The sequence below is a fragment of the Rhizobium sp. SG741 genome (assembly GCF_012275435.1).
GTDB classification, from domain to species: domain Bacteria; phylum Pseudomonadota; class Alphaproteobacteria; order Rhizobiales; family Rhizobiaceae; genus Rhizobium; species Rhizobium lusitanum.
The window spans coordinates 144,084-158,090 of the sequence record NZ_JAAZQP010000003.1; the positions used below are offsets into that span (position 1 = coordinate 144,084).

Annotated in this window: 18 protein-coding genes; 11 read left to right on the plus strand and 7 right to left on the minus strand. The window is 60.4% G+C overall.

Annotation, left to right across the window (positions count from 1 at the left end):
• Positions 1 to 123 precede the first annotated feature (123 nt).
• Positions 124 to 552, plus strand: a complete 429-nt coding sequence (locus FHT29_RS09120) for a BA14K family protein (protein ID WP_047641189.1) — start codon at positions 124 to 126, stop codon at positions 550 to 552.
• Between the two features lie 24 nt (positions 553 to 576).
• On the opposite strand, the gene FHT29_RS09125 is transcribed toward FHT29_RS09120, so the two are convergent.
• Positions 577 to 870 carry a SelT/SelW/SelH family protein gene (locus FHT29_RS09125; protein ID WP_004108029.1) on the minus strand — a complete coding sequence of 98 codons (294 nt, stop codon included), beginning with the start codon at positions 868 to 870 and terminating at the stop codon, positions 577 to 579.
• Between the two features lie 227 nt (positions 871 to 1,097).
• On the opposite strand from FHT29_RS09125, the gene FHT29_RS09130 reads away from it, so the two are divergent.
• Together FHT29_RS09130 and FHT29_RS09135 are read left to right on the plus strand one after the other, a co-directional pair.
• Positions 1,098 to 1,832 (plus strand): type 1 glutamine amidotransferase, encoded by a 735-nt coding sequence (locus tag FHT29_RS09130; protein ID WP_168599604.1) that lies wholly within the window; start codon positions 1,098 to 1,100, stop codon positions 1,830 to 1,832.
• A 102-nt stretch (positions 1,833 to 1,934) separates the two neighbouring features.
• Complete coding sequence (locus tag FHT29_RS09135; protein WP_168599605.1) at positions 1,935 to 2,390, plus strand: GFA family protein; 456 nt, start codon at positions 1,935 to 1,937, stop codon at positions 2,388 to 2,390.
• A 21-nt stretch (positions 2,391 to 2,411) separates the two neighbouring features.
• Here FHT29_RS09135 and FHT29_RS09140 read toward each other — a convergent pair whose 3' ends face one another.
• Complete coding sequence (locus FHT29_RS09140; protein WP_081938731.1) at positions 2,412 to 2,582, minus strand: type II toxin-antitoxin system CcdA family antitoxin; 171 nt, start codon at positions 2,580 to 2,582, stop codon at positions 2,412 to 2,414.
• Positions 2,579 to 4,411, minus strand: a complete 1,833-nt coding sequence (lepA, locus tag FHT29_RS09145; protein ID WP_168599606.1) for a translation elongation factor 4 — start codon at positions 4,409 to 4,411, stop codon at positions 2,579 to 2,581. Before lepA ends, FHT29_RS09140 begins: the two co-directional genes overlap by 4 nt.
• Positions 4,412 to 4,583: 172 nt before the next feature.
• Here lepA and FHT29_RS09150 point away from each other — a divergent pair, with 172 nt between their 5' ends.
• The gene (locus FHT29_RS09150) at positions 4,584 to 5,156 is read left to right on the plus strand and encodes a helix-turn-helix domain-containing protein (protein WP_037197169.1); all 573 of its coding nucleotides are present in this window, start codon (positions 4,584 to 4,586) and stop codon (positions 5,154 to 5,156) included.
• 20 nt (positions 5,157 to 5,176) lie between these two features.
• Positions 5,177 to 5,698, plus strand: coding sequence for a GNAT family N-acetyltransferase (locus FHT29_RS09155; RefSeq protein ID WP_037197171.1), 522 nt, complete (start codon positions 5,177 to 5,179; stop codon positions 5,696 to 5,698).
• A gap of 10 nt (positions 5,699 to 5,708) precedes the next feature.
• On the opposite strand, the gene FHT29_RS09160 is transcribed toward FHT29_RS09155, so the two are convergent.
• Complete coding sequence (locus FHT29_RS09160; RefSeq protein WP_168599607.1) at positions 5,709 to 6,314, minus strand: HAD-IA family hydrolase; 606 nt, start codon at positions 6,312 to 6,314, stop codon at positions 5,709 to 5,711.
• A 149-nt stretch (positions 6,315 to 6,463) separates the two neighbouring features.
• On the opposite strand from FHT29_RS09160, the gene FHT29_RS09165 reads away from it, so the two are divergent.
• Entirely contained in the window at positions 6,464 to 7,489 is a 1,026-nt protein-coding gene (locus FHT29_RS09165; RefSeq protein ID WP_168599608.1) for a histone deacetylase family protein, read from the plus strand.
• A 97-nt stretch (positions 7,490 to 7,586) separates the two neighbouring features.
• Positions 7,587 to 8,501, plus strand: coding sequence for an EamA family transporter (locus FHT29_RS09170; RefSeq protein WP_047556349.1), 915 nt, complete (start codon positions 7,587 to 7,589; stop codon positions 8,499 to 8,501).
• A gap of 65 nt (positions 8,502 to 8,566) precedes the next feature.
• Here FHT29_RS09170 and FHT29_RS09175 read toward each other — a convergent pair whose 3' ends face one another.
• On the minus strand, positions 8,567 to 9,031 hold the full coding sequence (locus FHT29_RS09175) for a truncated hemoglobin (RefSeq protein ID WP_047641185.1): 465 nt from the start codon (positions 9,029 to 9,031) through the stop codon (positions 8,567 to 8,569).
• Positions 9,032 to 9,296: 265 nt separating this feature from the next.
• Here FHT29_RS09175 and mbfA point away from each other — a divergent pair, with 265 nt between their 5' ends.
• Entirely contained in the window at positions 9,297 to 10,280 is a 984-nt protein-coding gene (gene mbfA / locus FHT29_RS09180; RefSeq protein WP_037197179.1) for an iron exporter MbfA, read from the plus strand.
• Between the two features lie 90 nt (positions 10,281 to 10,370).
• Here the strand turns inward: mbfA and FHT29_RS09185 are convergent, their stop codons facing one another.
• Positions 10,371 to 10,970, minus strand: coding sequence for a transglutaminase-like cysteine peptidase (locus tag FHT29_RS09185; RefSeq protein ID WP_037197180.1), 600 nt, complete (start codon positions 10,968 to 10,970; stop codon positions 10,371 to 10,373).
• Between the two features lie 237 nt (positions 10,971 to 11,207).
• Positions 11,208 to 12,020, minus strand: coding sequence for an alpha/beta hydrolase (locus FHT29_RS09190; protein ID WP_047641184.1), 813 nt, complete (start codon positions 12,018 to 12,020; stop codon positions 11,208 to 11,210).
• A 279-nt stretch (positions 12,021 to 12,299) separates the two neighbouring features.
• Here FHT29_RS09190 and infC point away from each other — a divergent pair, with 279 nt between their 5' ends.
• The 3 genes from infC to rplT all read left to right on the plus strand — a co-directional run bounded on the left by infC (position 12,300) and on the right by rplT (position 13,803).
• Positions 12,300 to 12,836, plus strand: a complete 537-nt coding sequence (gene infC / locus FHT29_RS09195; protein ID WP_173411338.1) for a translation initiation factor IF-3 — start codon at positions 12,300 to 12,302, stop codon at positions 12,834 to 12,836.
• A 321-nt stretch (positions 12,837 to 13,157) separates the two neighbouring features.
• Positions 13,158 to 13,361, plus strand: a complete 204-nt coding sequence (gene rpmI / locus FHT29_RS09200) for a 50S ribosomal protein L35 (RefSeq protein ID WP_003544621.1) — start codon at positions 13,158 to 13,160, stop codon at positions 13,359 to 13,361.
• A 37-nt stretch (positions 13,362 to 13,398) separates the two neighbouring features.
• Complete coding sequence (rplT, locus tag FHT29_RS09205; protein WP_037197182.1) at positions 13,399 to 13,803, plus strand: 50S ribosomal protein L20; 405 nt, start codon at positions 13,399 to 13,401, stop codon at positions 13,801 to 13,803.
• Positions 13,804 to 14,007: the final 204 nt, after the last annotated feature.

Sequence of the window (14,007 nt, forward strand, 5' to 3'; positions counted from 1 at the left end):
CGATCGTGAAGCGTTGTTTTCCGGTTGCGGCAGCACTGGTTTTGCCACCGTCATGACCCCAAATAGATATGGAAGCGCCGCGGCAGCGACATCGGCTGGCGGCGCCCGCTACAGGAGTTTATCATGGCTGTTTTCGGCAGGATCGCGTTCAGTTGCGCTCTCGGTTTCGCCTTGCTGGCGCATGCGGATTTCGCCGCTGCCGCTTCCGATCCTCCGAGGATCGTCATTCCGCCGCGCACCACCAACTCCGTCATTTGTGATTCTCGCGGCTGCTTCGGCTTCGGGTCACGGCAATTCTATACCCGTCCCGGCCAGCCCCTTCCCATCACGCCGCCCTATACCGGCGGCACGAACCGTTACGACAGCCCGCGGATTCAGATCCCTCCGCGCGAAGACTATAGGCCCCCGAGGGTCGTCTATCCGTCGCCGGCGCAGCAGCGCGCGCGGCATCAGATGTGGTGCGCCGAACGCTATCGGACCTATAACCCAGGCACCAACCTCTATTCCACCATCCATCACGGCTTCCAGACCTGCCGTTCGCCCTTTGACTGAGGGCTGCGGCCGGCAATAGGCAGCTCAGCTTTCCAGCGATGCGCGGTCCGTATGGCCGAGATCGCGCTCGGGGTCGATGATATCGCGCACCCGCTGCTTCAGCTCCTTCGGCCCGGGGAAACCGCCGTCGCGCTTGCGTTCCCACAAGAGCTCGCCATCGATGCGGATTTCGAAGACGCCGCCGGTGCCGGGTATCAGCGCCACTTCGCCGAGACTGTCGGTGAAAGTCTGCAGCAGCTCTTGCGCCATCCAGCCGGAGCGCAGCAGCCAGTTGCATTGCGTGCAATAGAGAATGGTGATCCGCGGCTTGTCGCTCATCGTTGTCATCCTTCGTCGTTTGATGACATCTAGAGCATTTCCAGGAAAAGTGTGAAGCGGTTTTCCGTGCGGAAATGCGCAAAAACAAAAGGATAGAGCGCTGCCGTGACCTTGTTTGGAACGGAAGCGCTCCAGGCTCAACCTTGGCGGGCTGCAAGCTAGGCCCTTGCCTGATCACCCCGCCTCGTGCTCATCTCTGGCGAGAACATTGCTCGGGAATCATCGGCATGCGCGTCGCAATCATCGAGAATATGAAGAATACCCCGCTCGGCGCCCTCGGCATCGCGCTGGAGGAGGCGGGAGCTGAGGCCGAATGGTTCCGCGCATGGGACGGCGAAGCGCTTCCCAAGGATACGGCATCTTATGACGCGCTCGTCGTGCTCGGCGGCGAACAGAATGCCCGCGACGACGAAACCCATCCCTACCTGCCGGAACTGGCGCGGCTGATGCGCCGCTTCGAGAGTGAGGATAAGGCCGTGCTCGGCATCTGCCTCGGCAGCCAGATCCTTGCGCGCGCCTACGAGGCGGAAAATCTCATCGGCGCGGCCGACGAATTCGGCTGGAAAACGGTGGGCCTGACCGAGGAGGGCAAGACGGATCCGCTGCTCGCCGGCGTCGGCGACCAGTTCACCATTTTCGAATGGCACTCCGATACCTTCACCCTGCCGGCCGGCGCCGTGCGCCTGGCGACCAACGGCGTCGCGCAGAACCAGGCCTATCGCATCGGCCGCGCCACCTATGGCACGCAGTTCCACTTCGAGGCCAATGCCGCCGTGGTCGACCGCTGGCGTACCGAATTCAAGGCGACGATCGAAAGCAAGGAACCGGGTTGGCTGGAAAGCTATCCGGAGCTTGTTGCCCAACATGCGGAAGCTGCGGAGACTGCGGGCTTGGCGATTGCGCGCGCTTGGGTCCAGACGATCGGAACGCGGCAGAGGCTTCTTCAGGCAGAGGAAGCATGAGGATTGCTATAGGCTTCCAATTCAGAGGGAAGCCGGTGTCGGCATCATCCGAAGATGAATGCCGGCGCCGATATATCATCGAAGACGGGAGGAGATAAGATAATGACGACGCTGGAACTACCCTGCGAGGGCGGCTGCCGTTGCGGACAGGTGCGGTTGAAGATCAGCGCCAAGCCCTTGCTGACCATGGCCTGTCATTGCACCGGCTGCCAGCGCATGACCGGCAGCGCCTATTCGCTGAGCGCCGCTATCCCCTCCGATGGTTTCGAGGTGACGCAAGGCGAACCGGTCATCGGCGGCCTGCATGGCGACGCCATCCATCATTATTTCTGCCCGCATTGCATGAGCTGGATGTTCACAAAGCTCGACGGCGTGGATTGGTTTGTCAATCTGCGCGCCACCATGCTCGATGACCCCAGCTGGTTCACGCCCTTCATCGAAACCTGGACGAGCGAAAAACTGCCCTGGGTGACGACACCGGCCAAGCACAGCTACGCCGCGCTGCCGGCGATGGAAGAGTATGAAGGCTTGATCAAGGAATATATGGCGCAGGCCTAAACCTGCAGCGAACCCACGCCGTCAGAATTGCCGGTATTTCGCAAAAGGCAGACCGTGCTTTTCGATATAGGCATTTGCTTCGGCAATCGCCTCTGCATTTTCGACGAGCCAGAAACGTTCGCGCTCAATCTTGCTGGCGCGAGCGGATTTGTCTTCAATAGGATGTGAGGTATCGATCTTCGAGTCGCTCACTCATCCCCCATCTTCAGCGCCGCAATGAACGCTTCCTGCGGGATTTCGACCTTGCCGAACTGCCGCATGCGCTTCTTGCCTTCCTTCTGCTTGTCCAGCAGCTTGCGCTTGCGGGTGGCGTCGCCGCCGTAGCACTTGGCGGTCACGTCCTTGCGCAGCGCCTTCACCGTCTCGCGGGCGATGATGCGCCCGCCGATAGCAGCCTGGATCGGGATCTGGAACATGTGCTGCGGGATCAGGTCCTTCAGCTTCTCGCACATCACGCGGCCGCGCTTTTCGGCGGCCGAGCGGTGCACGAGCATCGACAGCGCGTCGACCGGCTCGGCATTGACGAGGATCGACATCTTGACGAGATCGCTCTCGCGATAGTCGGTCAGGCTGTAGTCGAAGGAGGCATAGCCCTTGGAAATCGACTTCAGGCGGTCGTAGAAATCGAAGACGACTTCGTTGAGCGGCAGGTCATAGGTGATCATGGCACGGTTGCCGACATAGGTTAGCTCGGTCTGGACGCCGCGGCGGTCCTGGCAGAGCTTCAGGATCGAGCCGAGATAGTCGTCCGGCGTCAGGATCGTCGCCTTGATCCACGGTTCGCGGAATTCGGCGATCTTGACCACATCGGGCATGTCGGCCGGATTGTGCAGCTCGATCTCGGTGCCGTCGGTCATGGTGAGCTGATAGACGACGGAAGGGGCCGTCGCGATCAGGTCGAGATTGAATTCGCGCTCCAGGCGCTCCTGGATGATTTCCAGATGCAGCAGGCCGAGGAAGCCGCAGCGGAAGCCGAAGCCGAGTGCAGCTGACGATTCCATCTCGAAGGAGAAGCTGGCGTCGTTGAGGCGCAGCTTGCCCATGGCCGAGCGCAGATCTTCGAAATCGGCGGCATCGACCGGGAAGAGGCCGCAGAACACCACAGGCTGGGCCGGCTTGAAGCCGGGCAGGGCTGCGGCGGTCGGGCGCTTGTCCTCGGTGATGGTATCGCCGACGCGGGTGTCGGCCACTTCCTTGATCGAGGCGGTGATGAAGCCGATCTCGCCGGGGCCGAGGCTTTCGACGGTCAGCATCTTCGGCGTGAGAACACCGACGCGCTCGATCTGGTATTTCACGTCCGTGCCCATCATGCGGATGGTCTGGCCCTTGGTCATCACGCCGTCGATGATGCGCACGAGAACCATGACACCGAGATAGGTGTCGTACCAGCTGTCGACCAGCAGCGCCTTCAACGGCGCCTTTTCGCCGCCGGCGCTCTTGGGCGCCGGGAGCTTGTGGACGATAGCTTCGAGAACGTCGGGAATGCCGAGGCCGGTCTTGGCCGAGATCAGCACGGCCTCGGAGGCGTCGATGCCGATGACTTCCTCGATCTGCGCCTTGATGCGGTCCGGTTCGGCCGCCGGAAGGTCGATCTTGTTGAGAACGGTGACGATCTCGTGATTGTTGTCGATCGCTTGATAGACATTGGCGAGCGTCTGCGCTTCCACGCCCTGGCTGGCATCGACCACCAGCAGCGAGCCTTCGCAGGCCGACAGCGAGCGCGAGACTTCATAGGCGAAGTCGACGTGGCCGGGCGTGTCGATCAGGTTGAGGATATAGGTCTCGCCATTGTTGGCCTTGTAGTGCAGGCGCACCGTCTGGGCCTTGATGGTGATGCCACGCTCGCGCTCGATATCCATGCTGTCGAGCACCTGCTCCGACATCTCGCGTTCGGCCAGGCCACCCGTCGTCTGGATCAGACGATCGGCCAGCGTCGATTTGCCGTGGTCGATATGGGCCACGATCGAGAAGTTGCGGATGTGCGAAAGCGGTGTGGTGGAATTGGTGCTCATGCGCGCCATATAGCAGCGCCGCCCCGCGCCGCAAAGCGGAAAAGCGGGGTTTTGACGGCTATATTCACGCTGTGGCAGGGTTTTCTGACGTCACGGCCGGCAGATTATGATCATGCTTGATTCCATCATTGGATCGTGTAATTCTCTTATAATAGAATTTCAGCGCAGATGATGGAGTCAAATGGCCGATGATGATCTGGAACTGGCGATCGGCGCGCGGATCAAGCATCTGCGTATCGCTCGCGGCCTGACGCTGGACGAGTTGGCGAATGCCTCCGCCGTCAGCCGCGCGATGATCTCGCGCATCGAGCGGGCCGAGGCAAGCCCGACGGCGTCCCTGCTGTCGCGGCTCTGCGCGGCGCTCGGCCTGTCGCTTTCGGCCTTCTTCGCCGAGGACGACAATGATGTGTCGCCGCTGGCTCGCCGCGACCAGCAGGCGGTCTGGCGCGATCCGGAAACCGGCTATGTCAGGCGTGCCGTCTCGCCGCCTGGAACGGGCTCGAAGGTCGATCTCGTCGAAGTCGTCTTTCCCGTCGGCGCACGCGTCAGCTTTCCGCCGAATAGCGCGAGCCTCGGCATGACCCAGCATGTCTGGCTGTTCGAGGGCGAGATGGAGGTGACCCACCGCGATATCACGCATCGCCTGATGCCCGGCGATTGCCTCTACATGGGCGTCGGCGATGGCCATGCCTTCCACAATCCCGGTGAGGCCCCTGCGCGCTATTGCGTCATCCTCGATCGCGGCCGTTCATAAAACCATCCAAGGACCGTTTCATGCCCGACATTCGCCTTCTATCCGCTGCCGATGCCCGTACTGTCCTCTCCGATCTTTGCGAGGTGCTTGCCGATTGCGTCAATGGCGGTGCCTCCGTCGGATTCATGCAGCCCTATGGATCTGCTGATGCCGTGCCCTATTGGCAAGGCGTTGCCGATAGTGTCGAGAGCGGCGCGACATTGCTTCTTGTCGCCGAGATCGAAGGCAAGGTTGTCGGCACCGTGCAAGTGGGCGCGGCGCAGATGCCGAACCAGCCGCATCGTGGCGATCTGAAGAAGTTGCTGGTGCACCGCGCCGCCCGCGGCAAGGGTCTCGCCCGTCTCTTGATGGAAGCGGCGGAGCGCGAGGCATCCCGCGCCGGCAAGAGCTTGCTGGTGCTCGATACGGCTACCGGCAGCGAAGCCGAGGCGATCTATCCGCGTCTCGGCTGGCAACGCGTCGGCGTGATCCCGGATTATGCGATGTGGCCGGAGGGCGGCCTCTGCGACACGACCATTTTCTACAAGCGCATCGCTGCGTGAGAGTGCCGTCTCAGGCGGAAAGGGCGGCGATGGCGTCCTGCAGTCTCATGCCGGATGTCCATTGCTTCGCCTTCCAGCCAAACTGACGCGCCGCCGCGATATTCGCCTCGACATCGTCGATGAAGCCGATCTCGTCGGCGGCGATGCCGACCTTCTCGGTCGCCAGCTGAAAGAATTCGGCTGCCGGCTTTTGATAGCCGAGAGCGGCGGAATAGAAAATGCCGTCAAAGCGCGCGGAAAGCCCGAGCTTCTCCATGAGATAGCCGGCGCGCAGATGCTCCTGATTGGTCGCAAGGAACATTTGCGTCCCCTCCGCCCGCAGCGCGGCGAGGTCGTCCAGCAGTGTGTGGTCGAGGCGAGAATCGTTTTCGAGCCAGTAGTCGATCAGCGTTCTCGCGCTGAGGTGGGGAGCAATTGTGCCGAGAACCTCGACCAGCCTCGGTTCCAGCGCGTCGCGACCGGTGACGATATCGCGCCAATAGGTTTTGAAGAATGCTTCTTGCAGCACATCCAGCTGCAGCCCCAGATCGCGTTGCAGATAGGTGAAAAGCGGCAGGCCGTCGCTCGGCCGGCCATGGATCAATACGCCATCGACATCGACCATCAGGATTTTCATGCCTAATGCCCCCAATTTGCGAGATGTGAGCGGAAGATGCCGTCGTTTCCCATTGCGTTCAAGGGCGCACACCCGGCTCTTTTTTCTTGGCGACGATGCATGTAAGCCTTTGCGTCGACATAACTTAGCCTGTCATGGAGGGGACGACAATGCGGGTCATTTACTCGGAGGATCATAAGCTCAGGGACGCCAAGACCGAGCTGCATGACGGTCAGCTCGTCACGCCCTTCGAAGCGCCGTTCCGCGCCGAATGGATCCTCGCCGCCGTCAAGGAGGCGGGCTTTCGCGACGTAGTCGCCCCCGAGGCGTATGGGTTGGAGACAGCGCGCAAGGTGCATGATCCCGCCTATCTCGATTTCCTGGGTGTGGTCTGGGAGCGCTGGGTTGCGGCTGGCTACAAGGGCGAGGCGATCTCCAATTCCTTTCCCGTCAGGCGCACCAGCCAGCGCATACCGGAAAACATCGTCGGCTTGATCGGCCACTATGCCAATGCCGCCGATACCTCGATTACCAAGGGATCCTACGAGGCAGCCATCGCCTCGATGCGCTGCGCTCTGACGGGGGCCGACTGGCTCCATGCGGGCAATCGTTTCGCCTTCGCGCTCTGCCGCCCGCCCGGTCATCACGCCGGTTTCGATCTCTTCGGCGGCTATTGCTTCATCAACAATGCCAGCGTCGCGGCGCAGCGCCTGCGCGATCATGGTGCGGCCAAGGTGGCGGTGCTCGACGTCGATTTCCATCACGGCAACGGCACGCAGGACATATTCTACCAGCGCGGCGACGTCTTCACCGCCTCGCTGCACGGCGATCCGATCCATGCCTTTCCCTATTTCCTCGGTCATGCAGACGAGGAAGGGGAAGGTGACGGGCTCGGCACGAACCGCAACTATCCCCTGCCGCGCGGCACGCCCTGGGAGGTCTGGTCGGCGGCGCTGGACGACGCGCTGTCCCGGATCAAGGCATTCGGTGCCGAGGCGATCGTGCTTTCGCTCGGCGTCGACACGTTCGAGCGCGATCCGATCTCCTTCTTCAAACTGGCGTCGGAGGATTTCATTCGCATGGGTGCGCGTATCGCGGCTGCCGGCTTGCCTGTTCTTGTCTGCATGGAGGGCGGCTATGGCGTGCCGGAGATCGGGCTGAATGTCGCTAACGTGCTGAAGGGCCTCGAAGGCTGACCGATTCTTGTATCAAAGCGTCTGATCGCAGGATGAAAAGTTTGAATTTGCCAGTCTCTGGCTCGGCCTCTAAAAGCCTCGCATAAGAGGAGAGGCCATGGATCAGAAGATTGTCGAAGGCGGCTCGGATGGCGGCGCGGCGCTGATGCCGCATCCGGATGTGGCGACGTCCTCGGGCGGCATCGCCGCCGGTGTGCTCATGTGCCTGCTGTCCATGTCATCGATCCAATTCGGCTCGGCACTGTCGTCTCCGATCATCAACGCCTATGGTCCGGCCGGCGCGACATGGCTGCGGCTTGTCTTCGCGTCCGCCGCATTGGCGCTCATCGTCCGTCCGAAGATCATGAGCTACAGCCGCACGCAATGGCTCGGCGTGCTGGCGCTCGGCACCGTATCGGCGCTGATGACGACGTCCTTCTTCTCGGCGATTGCTCGTATTCCCTTGGGTCTTGCCGTCGCCATCGAATTTCTCGGGCCTCTGCTTGTCGCGACCCTCGGCTTCGGCCTCAGCCGTCAGCTTCTCTGGCCCGTCTTTGCCGCTGTCGGCGTTCTGCTATTGGCCTATGACGGCGAGGAATGGGTGGGCAACCTGCCTGGTATCCTCTTTGCCATCGGCGCGGGCGCGGGATGGGCCTGCTACATCCTGCTGACGAAGAAGGTCGGCAATGCTTTTCAGGGCCTTGAAGGGCTTTCCGTGTCGCTGCTGGTTGCGGCAGTCGTTTCGACGCCCTTCGGCTTCGTCTCCGCGGTCCCGCATCTGACGGCCTTTGGCCTCCTCGAAATAGCCGGCTTGGCGCTGCTCGTTCCGTTGCTTCCCTATGTGCTGGAAATGGTGGCGTTGCGGCGCATGCCCACTTCGTCCTTCGGTATTCTCATGAGCCTCGAGCCCGCCATCGGCGCCTTCGCGGGCTTCGTCATCCTGTCGCAGCCGATGACGCCGTCGCAGATGTTCGGCACGGGGCTTGTCGTTGCCGCCAGTATCGGGGCGACTGTGTTTGCTGCAAGGAGTTGATGAGCTTTCGCTATGCCGCGTCTCTGACACCCCCTCCGCCAACTCGAAGGCAAGATGATCGCTCATCAACCCTGTCGCGCCGGATCATCCACCGCTGGATTGTAAAACAACGACAATACCAGGCTTTTGGCAATGCGTTCGGCGGTGGCCATGAACCAGCTTTTCGCCTCCTCGGTGGGCGCGATATCATCAAGTGTCTGCGAAAACAGCGCCAGCCACTCCGGAAAGAGATCGGCGGCGATACCCTTGACGCCGAGATGCGCCTGCACCGGCTTGCCCCCATAGGCGCCGTTCTTGAAGGCGACCGAGGACCAGAAGCGTTTCATCTTTTCCATATGATCCGGCCAGCGCCCGGCGAGGCGGCCGTCGAATACCGGCCCGAGGCGCGGATGGGCCTGGATGCGCGCGTAAAACGTTTCGACCAACCTGTCGATGAAGGCGGCATCGATGCCCATGCGCGTCATCTCCGCTTCGGCTTTTTCGCGAATGCCGGCGAGATGGGCGGCTCGTCCCTGTATGTGGTTTTCCATATGATGCTCCCGCCGGTCCTGCGCGGAACGCCGCGGCGACCGGCTTTCGTCACCGCCTGTCTATGCTATTTCATGGCAAAGCCAAGACGTCATGCAGGCGTTGCGGCAATCTGTCAAAGTGGCGTTGCAATTTTCCGCTCTCCTTATTTATGCATTACCCTCTTTCTGAGGCGAGATTTCCGTTGGAGACATCGCCTCGGCGCTTGACCGGCACGACGGCTCACTTTACTTTTAGAATAATTCTAAAAGTAAGAGGCTGCCTCTCATGTTGTTGGGTTTTTTCCGTTCGCCGAAACGTTCCTTTACCTCCCTGTCCGAGCAGGAGATCCTGGCCATAGCCATCGCCGCCGAAGAGGACGATTCACGCATTTATCTCGCCTATGCCGACATATTGCGCCCGAATTTTCCCGAGTCCGCCAAAGTCTTCGAGGATATGGCCGAGGTCGAGGATACTCATCGCAAGACCCTGATCGACATGCATCGCAAGCGGTTCGGCGAGCGCATTCCGCTGATCCGGCGCGAGCATGTGAGTGGTTTCTATGAACGCAAGCCGGACTGGCTGCGCAAGAACCTCTCGCTCGACGCCATGCGCGAGGAAGCGGAGGCGATGGAGCAGCAGGCCTATAATTTCTACGTCGAGGCCGCCAAGCAGGTCTCGGATGCCTCGACACGCCGGCTTCTCGGCGATCTGGCGCTGGCCGAGCAGGGCCACGAGGACGTCGCCCGCATGCTCGGCGACAAGCACACGCCGGAAACCGTCAAGCACGAGGAGGATGCGCATGCGCGTCGCCAGTTCGTGTTGACCTATGTGCAGCCGGGTCTCGCTGGCCTCATGGATGGTTCCGTCTCGACGCTCGCGCCGATCTTCGCCGCCGCCTTCGCCACGCAGCAGACCTCGCAGACCTTCCTGGTCGGCCTCTCGGCCTCGGTCGGTGCCGGCATTTCCATGGGTTTCACTGAAGCCGCCCATGATGACGGTAAGATTTCCGGTCGTGGCTCGCCGATCAAGCGCGGTCTTGCCTGCGGGATCATGACTACGCTCGGCGGCCTTGGTCATGCGCTGCCCTATCTCATTCCGCAGTTCTGGACGGCGACGATCATCGCGGCCATCGTCGTCTTCTTCGAGCTCTGGGCCATTGCCTTCATCCAGAACAAATATATGGAGACACCGTTTCTGCGTGCCGCCTTCCAGGTGGTGGTCGGCGGCTCCCTCGTGCTCGCAGCGGGCATATTGATCGGAAACGCTTAGGGCGTGTTGCCGCCCTGCTTTCCTGAACCAATGAACAAAGAAGGCCGGCAAATCTGCCGGCCTTCTTTGCGAGGTCGATGATTTCGGTGCTTACTTGACGGCGCCGACCAGAACGTCGTTGCCGTTCTCGATGGTGACCCAGCGACCGGCGTTGAAGCTCGCCTGACGCTTCAGGTAGGAATAGGGGGTCTTGGACCAGATCTTTATCTCGTCCTCGAGATTGTCGAGGATATAATCGCCCTGCTTCGTGCGCAGCGTCAGCACGGCGTGGCCCTCGCCGTCGGGCTTGCGCACGACCGTCATCAGCAGGTCGGAGGCGGAGATGCCGCTCTGCATCAGCAGCCTGCGCTTCAATAGGGCAAAATCCTCACAGTCGCCGGCGGTCTTCGGATATTCCCAATATTCTTCCTGGCCGTAGACTTCCATGTCCGTGGCGGGCCGGATGGTCTTGTTGACGCGCAGGTTGATCTGGTTGACCAGCGCCCAGGAGGCGGCATTCAAGTCGACAGGGCCGACATTGCGGGTCGGGCCGCACTCGTCGGTGTGCCTCTGGCAGAAATCATAGTGCCCGATAGGCTGGGAAGTGACGTTGCCGACGGTCATCGACGCGGTCTGCTGAGACGCCGGCATCGCCGACGACGACATCGCAACTATAGCAGCGAAAGCAACCAAAAGGCCCTTAATACGCACGCCCACTATTCCTTGTATCGTCCCTGCATTTGTTAACAAATTGTTAATGTAGGGGGGCGTGCGAAGTCAATCGTTACTTAAGTGTTAACGTCGGAACCGGCCTATATGGTTAATTTCGGCACAATCAAGGAGATAGTTGCCATAATCTCATGCCTCCTGCGATTACGGAGGTGCCAAGCCAACCCGCCACGACGAGGGAGCTGCTTATCAATCTGGCGACATGATAGCTATTTGATTTTATGCAATATTATGCGTTGCCAGCGTCTCCGCTGCCGCCAGCATGCGCTCCAGATCCTGCGGTCGTGACAGGCGGTGATCGCCGTCACGCACAAGTGTTAACACCACGTCGTCGGCAGGCAGGTGCTCGACCAGCTTCAACGAATGGGCAAAGGGCACGTCGGCGTCCTGCATCCCCTGCAGGATATGGACCGGGCAGCCGGTCTCGATGATGCCGGTCAGCACGCGATTGGCGCGGCCGTCCTCGATGAGGGCGCGGGTGAAGATGTTCGGCTCGGGACTATAGTCCGACGGTTCTTCGAAATAGCCGCGCTCTGCCAGCGAGCGCCGCTCGACATCGGAGAGATTGGGCTCGATGAGATCCACGGTGAAATCCGGGGCTGGCGCAATCAGCAGGAGACCTGCGATGGCAGGCGCCTCTTTGCGCTTGCGCAATTCCTGGATGGCCCTGAGCGCGATCCAGCCGCCCATGGAGGAGCCGACGAGGACGATCCGGGTCGGCTTGGCATGCTCTATGACATCAAGCGCCTCTTCCAGCCAGCGCGAGATCGTGCCGTCGGTGAACTTGCCGCCGGATTGGCCGTGGCCGGAATAGTCGAAGCGGATGCAGCCGAGACCGAGCCGCTCGGCCAGCGCATCCAGTTCCAGCGCCTTGGCGCCGCTCATGTCGGATCGATAGCCGGATAGCCACACGAAGCTTATGTCCTTCGAGCCCTTGCCGGCGGCACGCTGGCAGACGGCGATTTGACGCTGGCCGTCGCCCGTGCCAACGGAAAGGAAGGTCGGCTGAGTGCCTGCGGCTGCTTCGGACATCAAGAAACTCCCGGAATTTTTGCCCTATAGAGCAGATTCGCGCGCGCATGACCCGAAAAATCGTCGGGCTTTTCACGCGGGTTTCCGCTTCTTTTTGGAATAATACTGTGTCCTTCGCGCATCTTGCGCTGCCGTGATACTGTATTGACACGCAAGAGGTGATTTTTTCCTGATGTCATGCTATTGACTTCAACACAGCTTTTACGACATTTCCGTCAGTTGCGCTGATGGGAGCGAGAGGCTGCAGCTAATCCGAAACAATTCGTGGAGAATACGACCATTCGCAGACCCTTTAAAACCGATGCGCCCGTAAAGGACGGGCCACGTTCCAACAGGGAAATTCGCATTCCCAAAGTTCAGCTCATCGGAGCTGACGGCGCTAATATGGGTATCGTCGCGACGGACCAGGCGTTGAGAATGGCAGAGGAGGCCGGCCTCGATCTGGTGGAGATTTCCCCCAATGCTGAACCGCCTGTGTGCAAGATTCTCGATCTGGGCAAGCTGAAATACGCTAACCAGAAGAAGGCCGCCGAGGCGCGCAAGAAGCAGAAGATCGTCGAAGTCAAAGAAATCAAGATGCGTCCGAACATCGACACCCATGACTATGAGGTGAAGATGAAGGCGATCGGCCGTTTCTTCGAGGAAGGCGACAAGGTGAAGGTGACCTTGAAGTTCCGTGGCCGCGAAATGGCCCACCAGGAACTCGGCATGAAGCTTCTTCAGCAGGTCAAGGAAGACACGATTGAGATCGCCAAGGTGGAAGCCGAGCCCAAGCTCGAAGGCCGTCAGATGATGATGGTGCTTGCGCCGAAGTGAGGCGCAGGTTGGAGTAAGAGGTCGGAGCCGTCCCATTGGGCGGCTTTTTCCTTTTTTGCAGCAATGTCGATGCCTGTCATCGATCTGCAAAGATTCACGCGTCTGGCCCGTTGCACTCTGAGGCAACTGCGGTTATAAGCGCGCGTCCGAACTGACCGGCAGGGCATGCCGTGGCAGTTCAGAATGCTGGCGGGGCGGTTCATCACCGTATCCGCCGTTCAACAACAAACGCTCCGGCACCTTGTCGCAGCCCGGCCTAGCCGGATCTGTGGGAAGGGCTTTTTAGCAAAGCGCGCACGGAAGCACCAAAGGAGTAGCAAAATGCCCAAGATGAAGACGAAGTCCTCTGCCAAGAAGCGGTTCAAGATCACCGCGACCGGCAAGGTCAAGGCAGCCGCTGCTGGCAAGCGCCACGGCATGATCAAGCGTAGCAACAAGTTCATTCGCGATGCCCGCGGCACCATGGTTCTCGCAGAACCGGATGGCCGTAAGGTAATCAAGAACTACTTGCCGAACGGTCTCTAAGACTATTCGTAACGCTATAGACTAAGGAGATCATGAAATGGCACGTGTAAAAAGAGGCGTTACCGCCCACGCCAAGCATAAGAAGGTTCTGAAGCAGGCTCGTGGCTTCTACGGCCGCCGCAAGAACACCATCCGTACCGCCAAGGCCGCTGTCGATCGTTCCAAGCAGTACGCTTACCGCGACCGCAAGGTCAACAAGCGCAATTTCCGCGCCCTCTGGATCCAGCGCATCAACGCTGCCGTCCGCGAATCCGGCCTGACCTACGGCCGTTTCATCGACGGCCTGACCAAGGCTGGCATCGAAGTCGACCGCAAGGTTCTCTCCGATATGGCGATCCATGAGCCGGAAGCTTTCGGTGCGCTCGTTGCTGCCTCCAAGAAGGCGCTCGAGTACCTGAAGGATGCCGGCACGAAGAACGAGTTTGAAGCAGCCGTTAGCTAACGCCGCTTCGCACGTCTTTCGTAAATTCATTATGAAACCCGCGCTGGCAAAACCGGCGCGGGTTTTGTGTTTTGCAGCCTACGCTTTTCCATCGTGTCAGGCGGTCCTGTCGGGCGGAACCCCGGGAAATGGATCGCGTATCGGGCGGCAAGTGCCAAGGACCCCTTTCTCGGCGGGTTTTTGTCATTTGCCCGGTTGATTGGC

What these genes read in the sequence shown, in the direction of transcription:
- FHT29_RS09165 (WP_168599608.1), top strand. Translation starts at nt 6,464, where the DNA reads ATGCGGGTCATTTACTCGGAGGATCATAAGCTCAGGGACGCCAAGACC.
- FHT29_RS09125 (WP_004108029.1), bottom strand. Translation starts at nt 870, where the DNA reads ATGAGCGACAAGCCGCGGATCACCATTCTCTATTGCACGCAATGCAAC.
- FHT29_RS09170 (WP_047556349.1), top strand. Translation starts at nt 7,587, where the DNA reads ATGGATCAGAAGATTGTCGAAGGCGGCTCGGATGGCGGCGCGGCGCTG.
- rpmI (WP_003544621.1), top strand. Translation starts at nt 13,158, where the DNA reads ATGCCCAAGATGAAGACGAAGTCCTCTGCCAAGAAGCGGTTCAAGATC.
- FHT29_RS09130 (WP_168599604.1), top strand. Translation starts at nt 1,098, where the DNA reads ATGCGCGTCGCAATCATCGAGAATATGAAGAATACCCCGCTCGGCGCC.
- FHT29_RS09150 (WP_037197169.1), top strand. Translation starts at nt 4,584, where the DNA reads ATGGCCGATGATGATCTGGAACTGGCGATCGGCGCGCGGATCAAGCAT.
- FHT29_RS09120 (WP_047641189.1), top strand. Translation starts at nt 124, where the DNA reads ATGGCTGTTTTCGGCAGGATCGCGTTCAGTTGCGCTCTCGGTTTCGCC.
- FHT29_RS09135 (WP_168599605.1), top strand. Translation starts at nt 1,935, where the DNA reads ATGACGACGCTGGAACTACCCTGCGAGGGCGGCTGCCGTTGCGGACAG.
- lepA (WP_168599606.1), bottom strand. Translation starts at nt 4,411, where the DNA reads ATGGCGCGCATGAGCACCAATTCCACCACACCGCTTTCGCACATCCGC.
- FHT29_RS09160 (WP_168599607.1), bottom strand. Translation starts at nt 6,314, where the DNA reads ATGAAAATCCTGATGGTCGATGTCGATGGCGTATTGATCCATGGCCGG.
- FHT29_RS09190 (WP_047641184.1), bottom strand. Translation starts at nt 12,020, where the DNA reads ATGTCCGAAGCAGCCGCAGGCACTCAGCCGACCTTCCTTTCCGTTGGC.
- mbfA (WP_037197179.1), top strand. Translation starts at nt 9,297, where the DNA reads ATGTTGTTGGGTTTTTTCCGTTCGCCGAAACGTTCCTTTACCTCCCTG.
- rplT (WP_037197182.1), top strand. Translation starts at nt 13,399, where the DNA reads ATGGCACGTGTAAAAAGAGGCGTTACCGCCCACGCCAAGCATAAGAAG.
- FHT29_RS09155 (WP_037197171.1), top strand. Translation starts at nt 5,177, where the DNA reads ATGCCCGACATTCGCCTTCTATCCGCTGCCGATGCCCGTACTGTCCTC.
- FHT29_RS09175 (WP_047641185.1), bottom strand. Translation starts at nt 9,031, where the DNA reads ATGGAAAACCACATACAGGGACGAGCCGCCCATCTCGCCGGCATTCGC.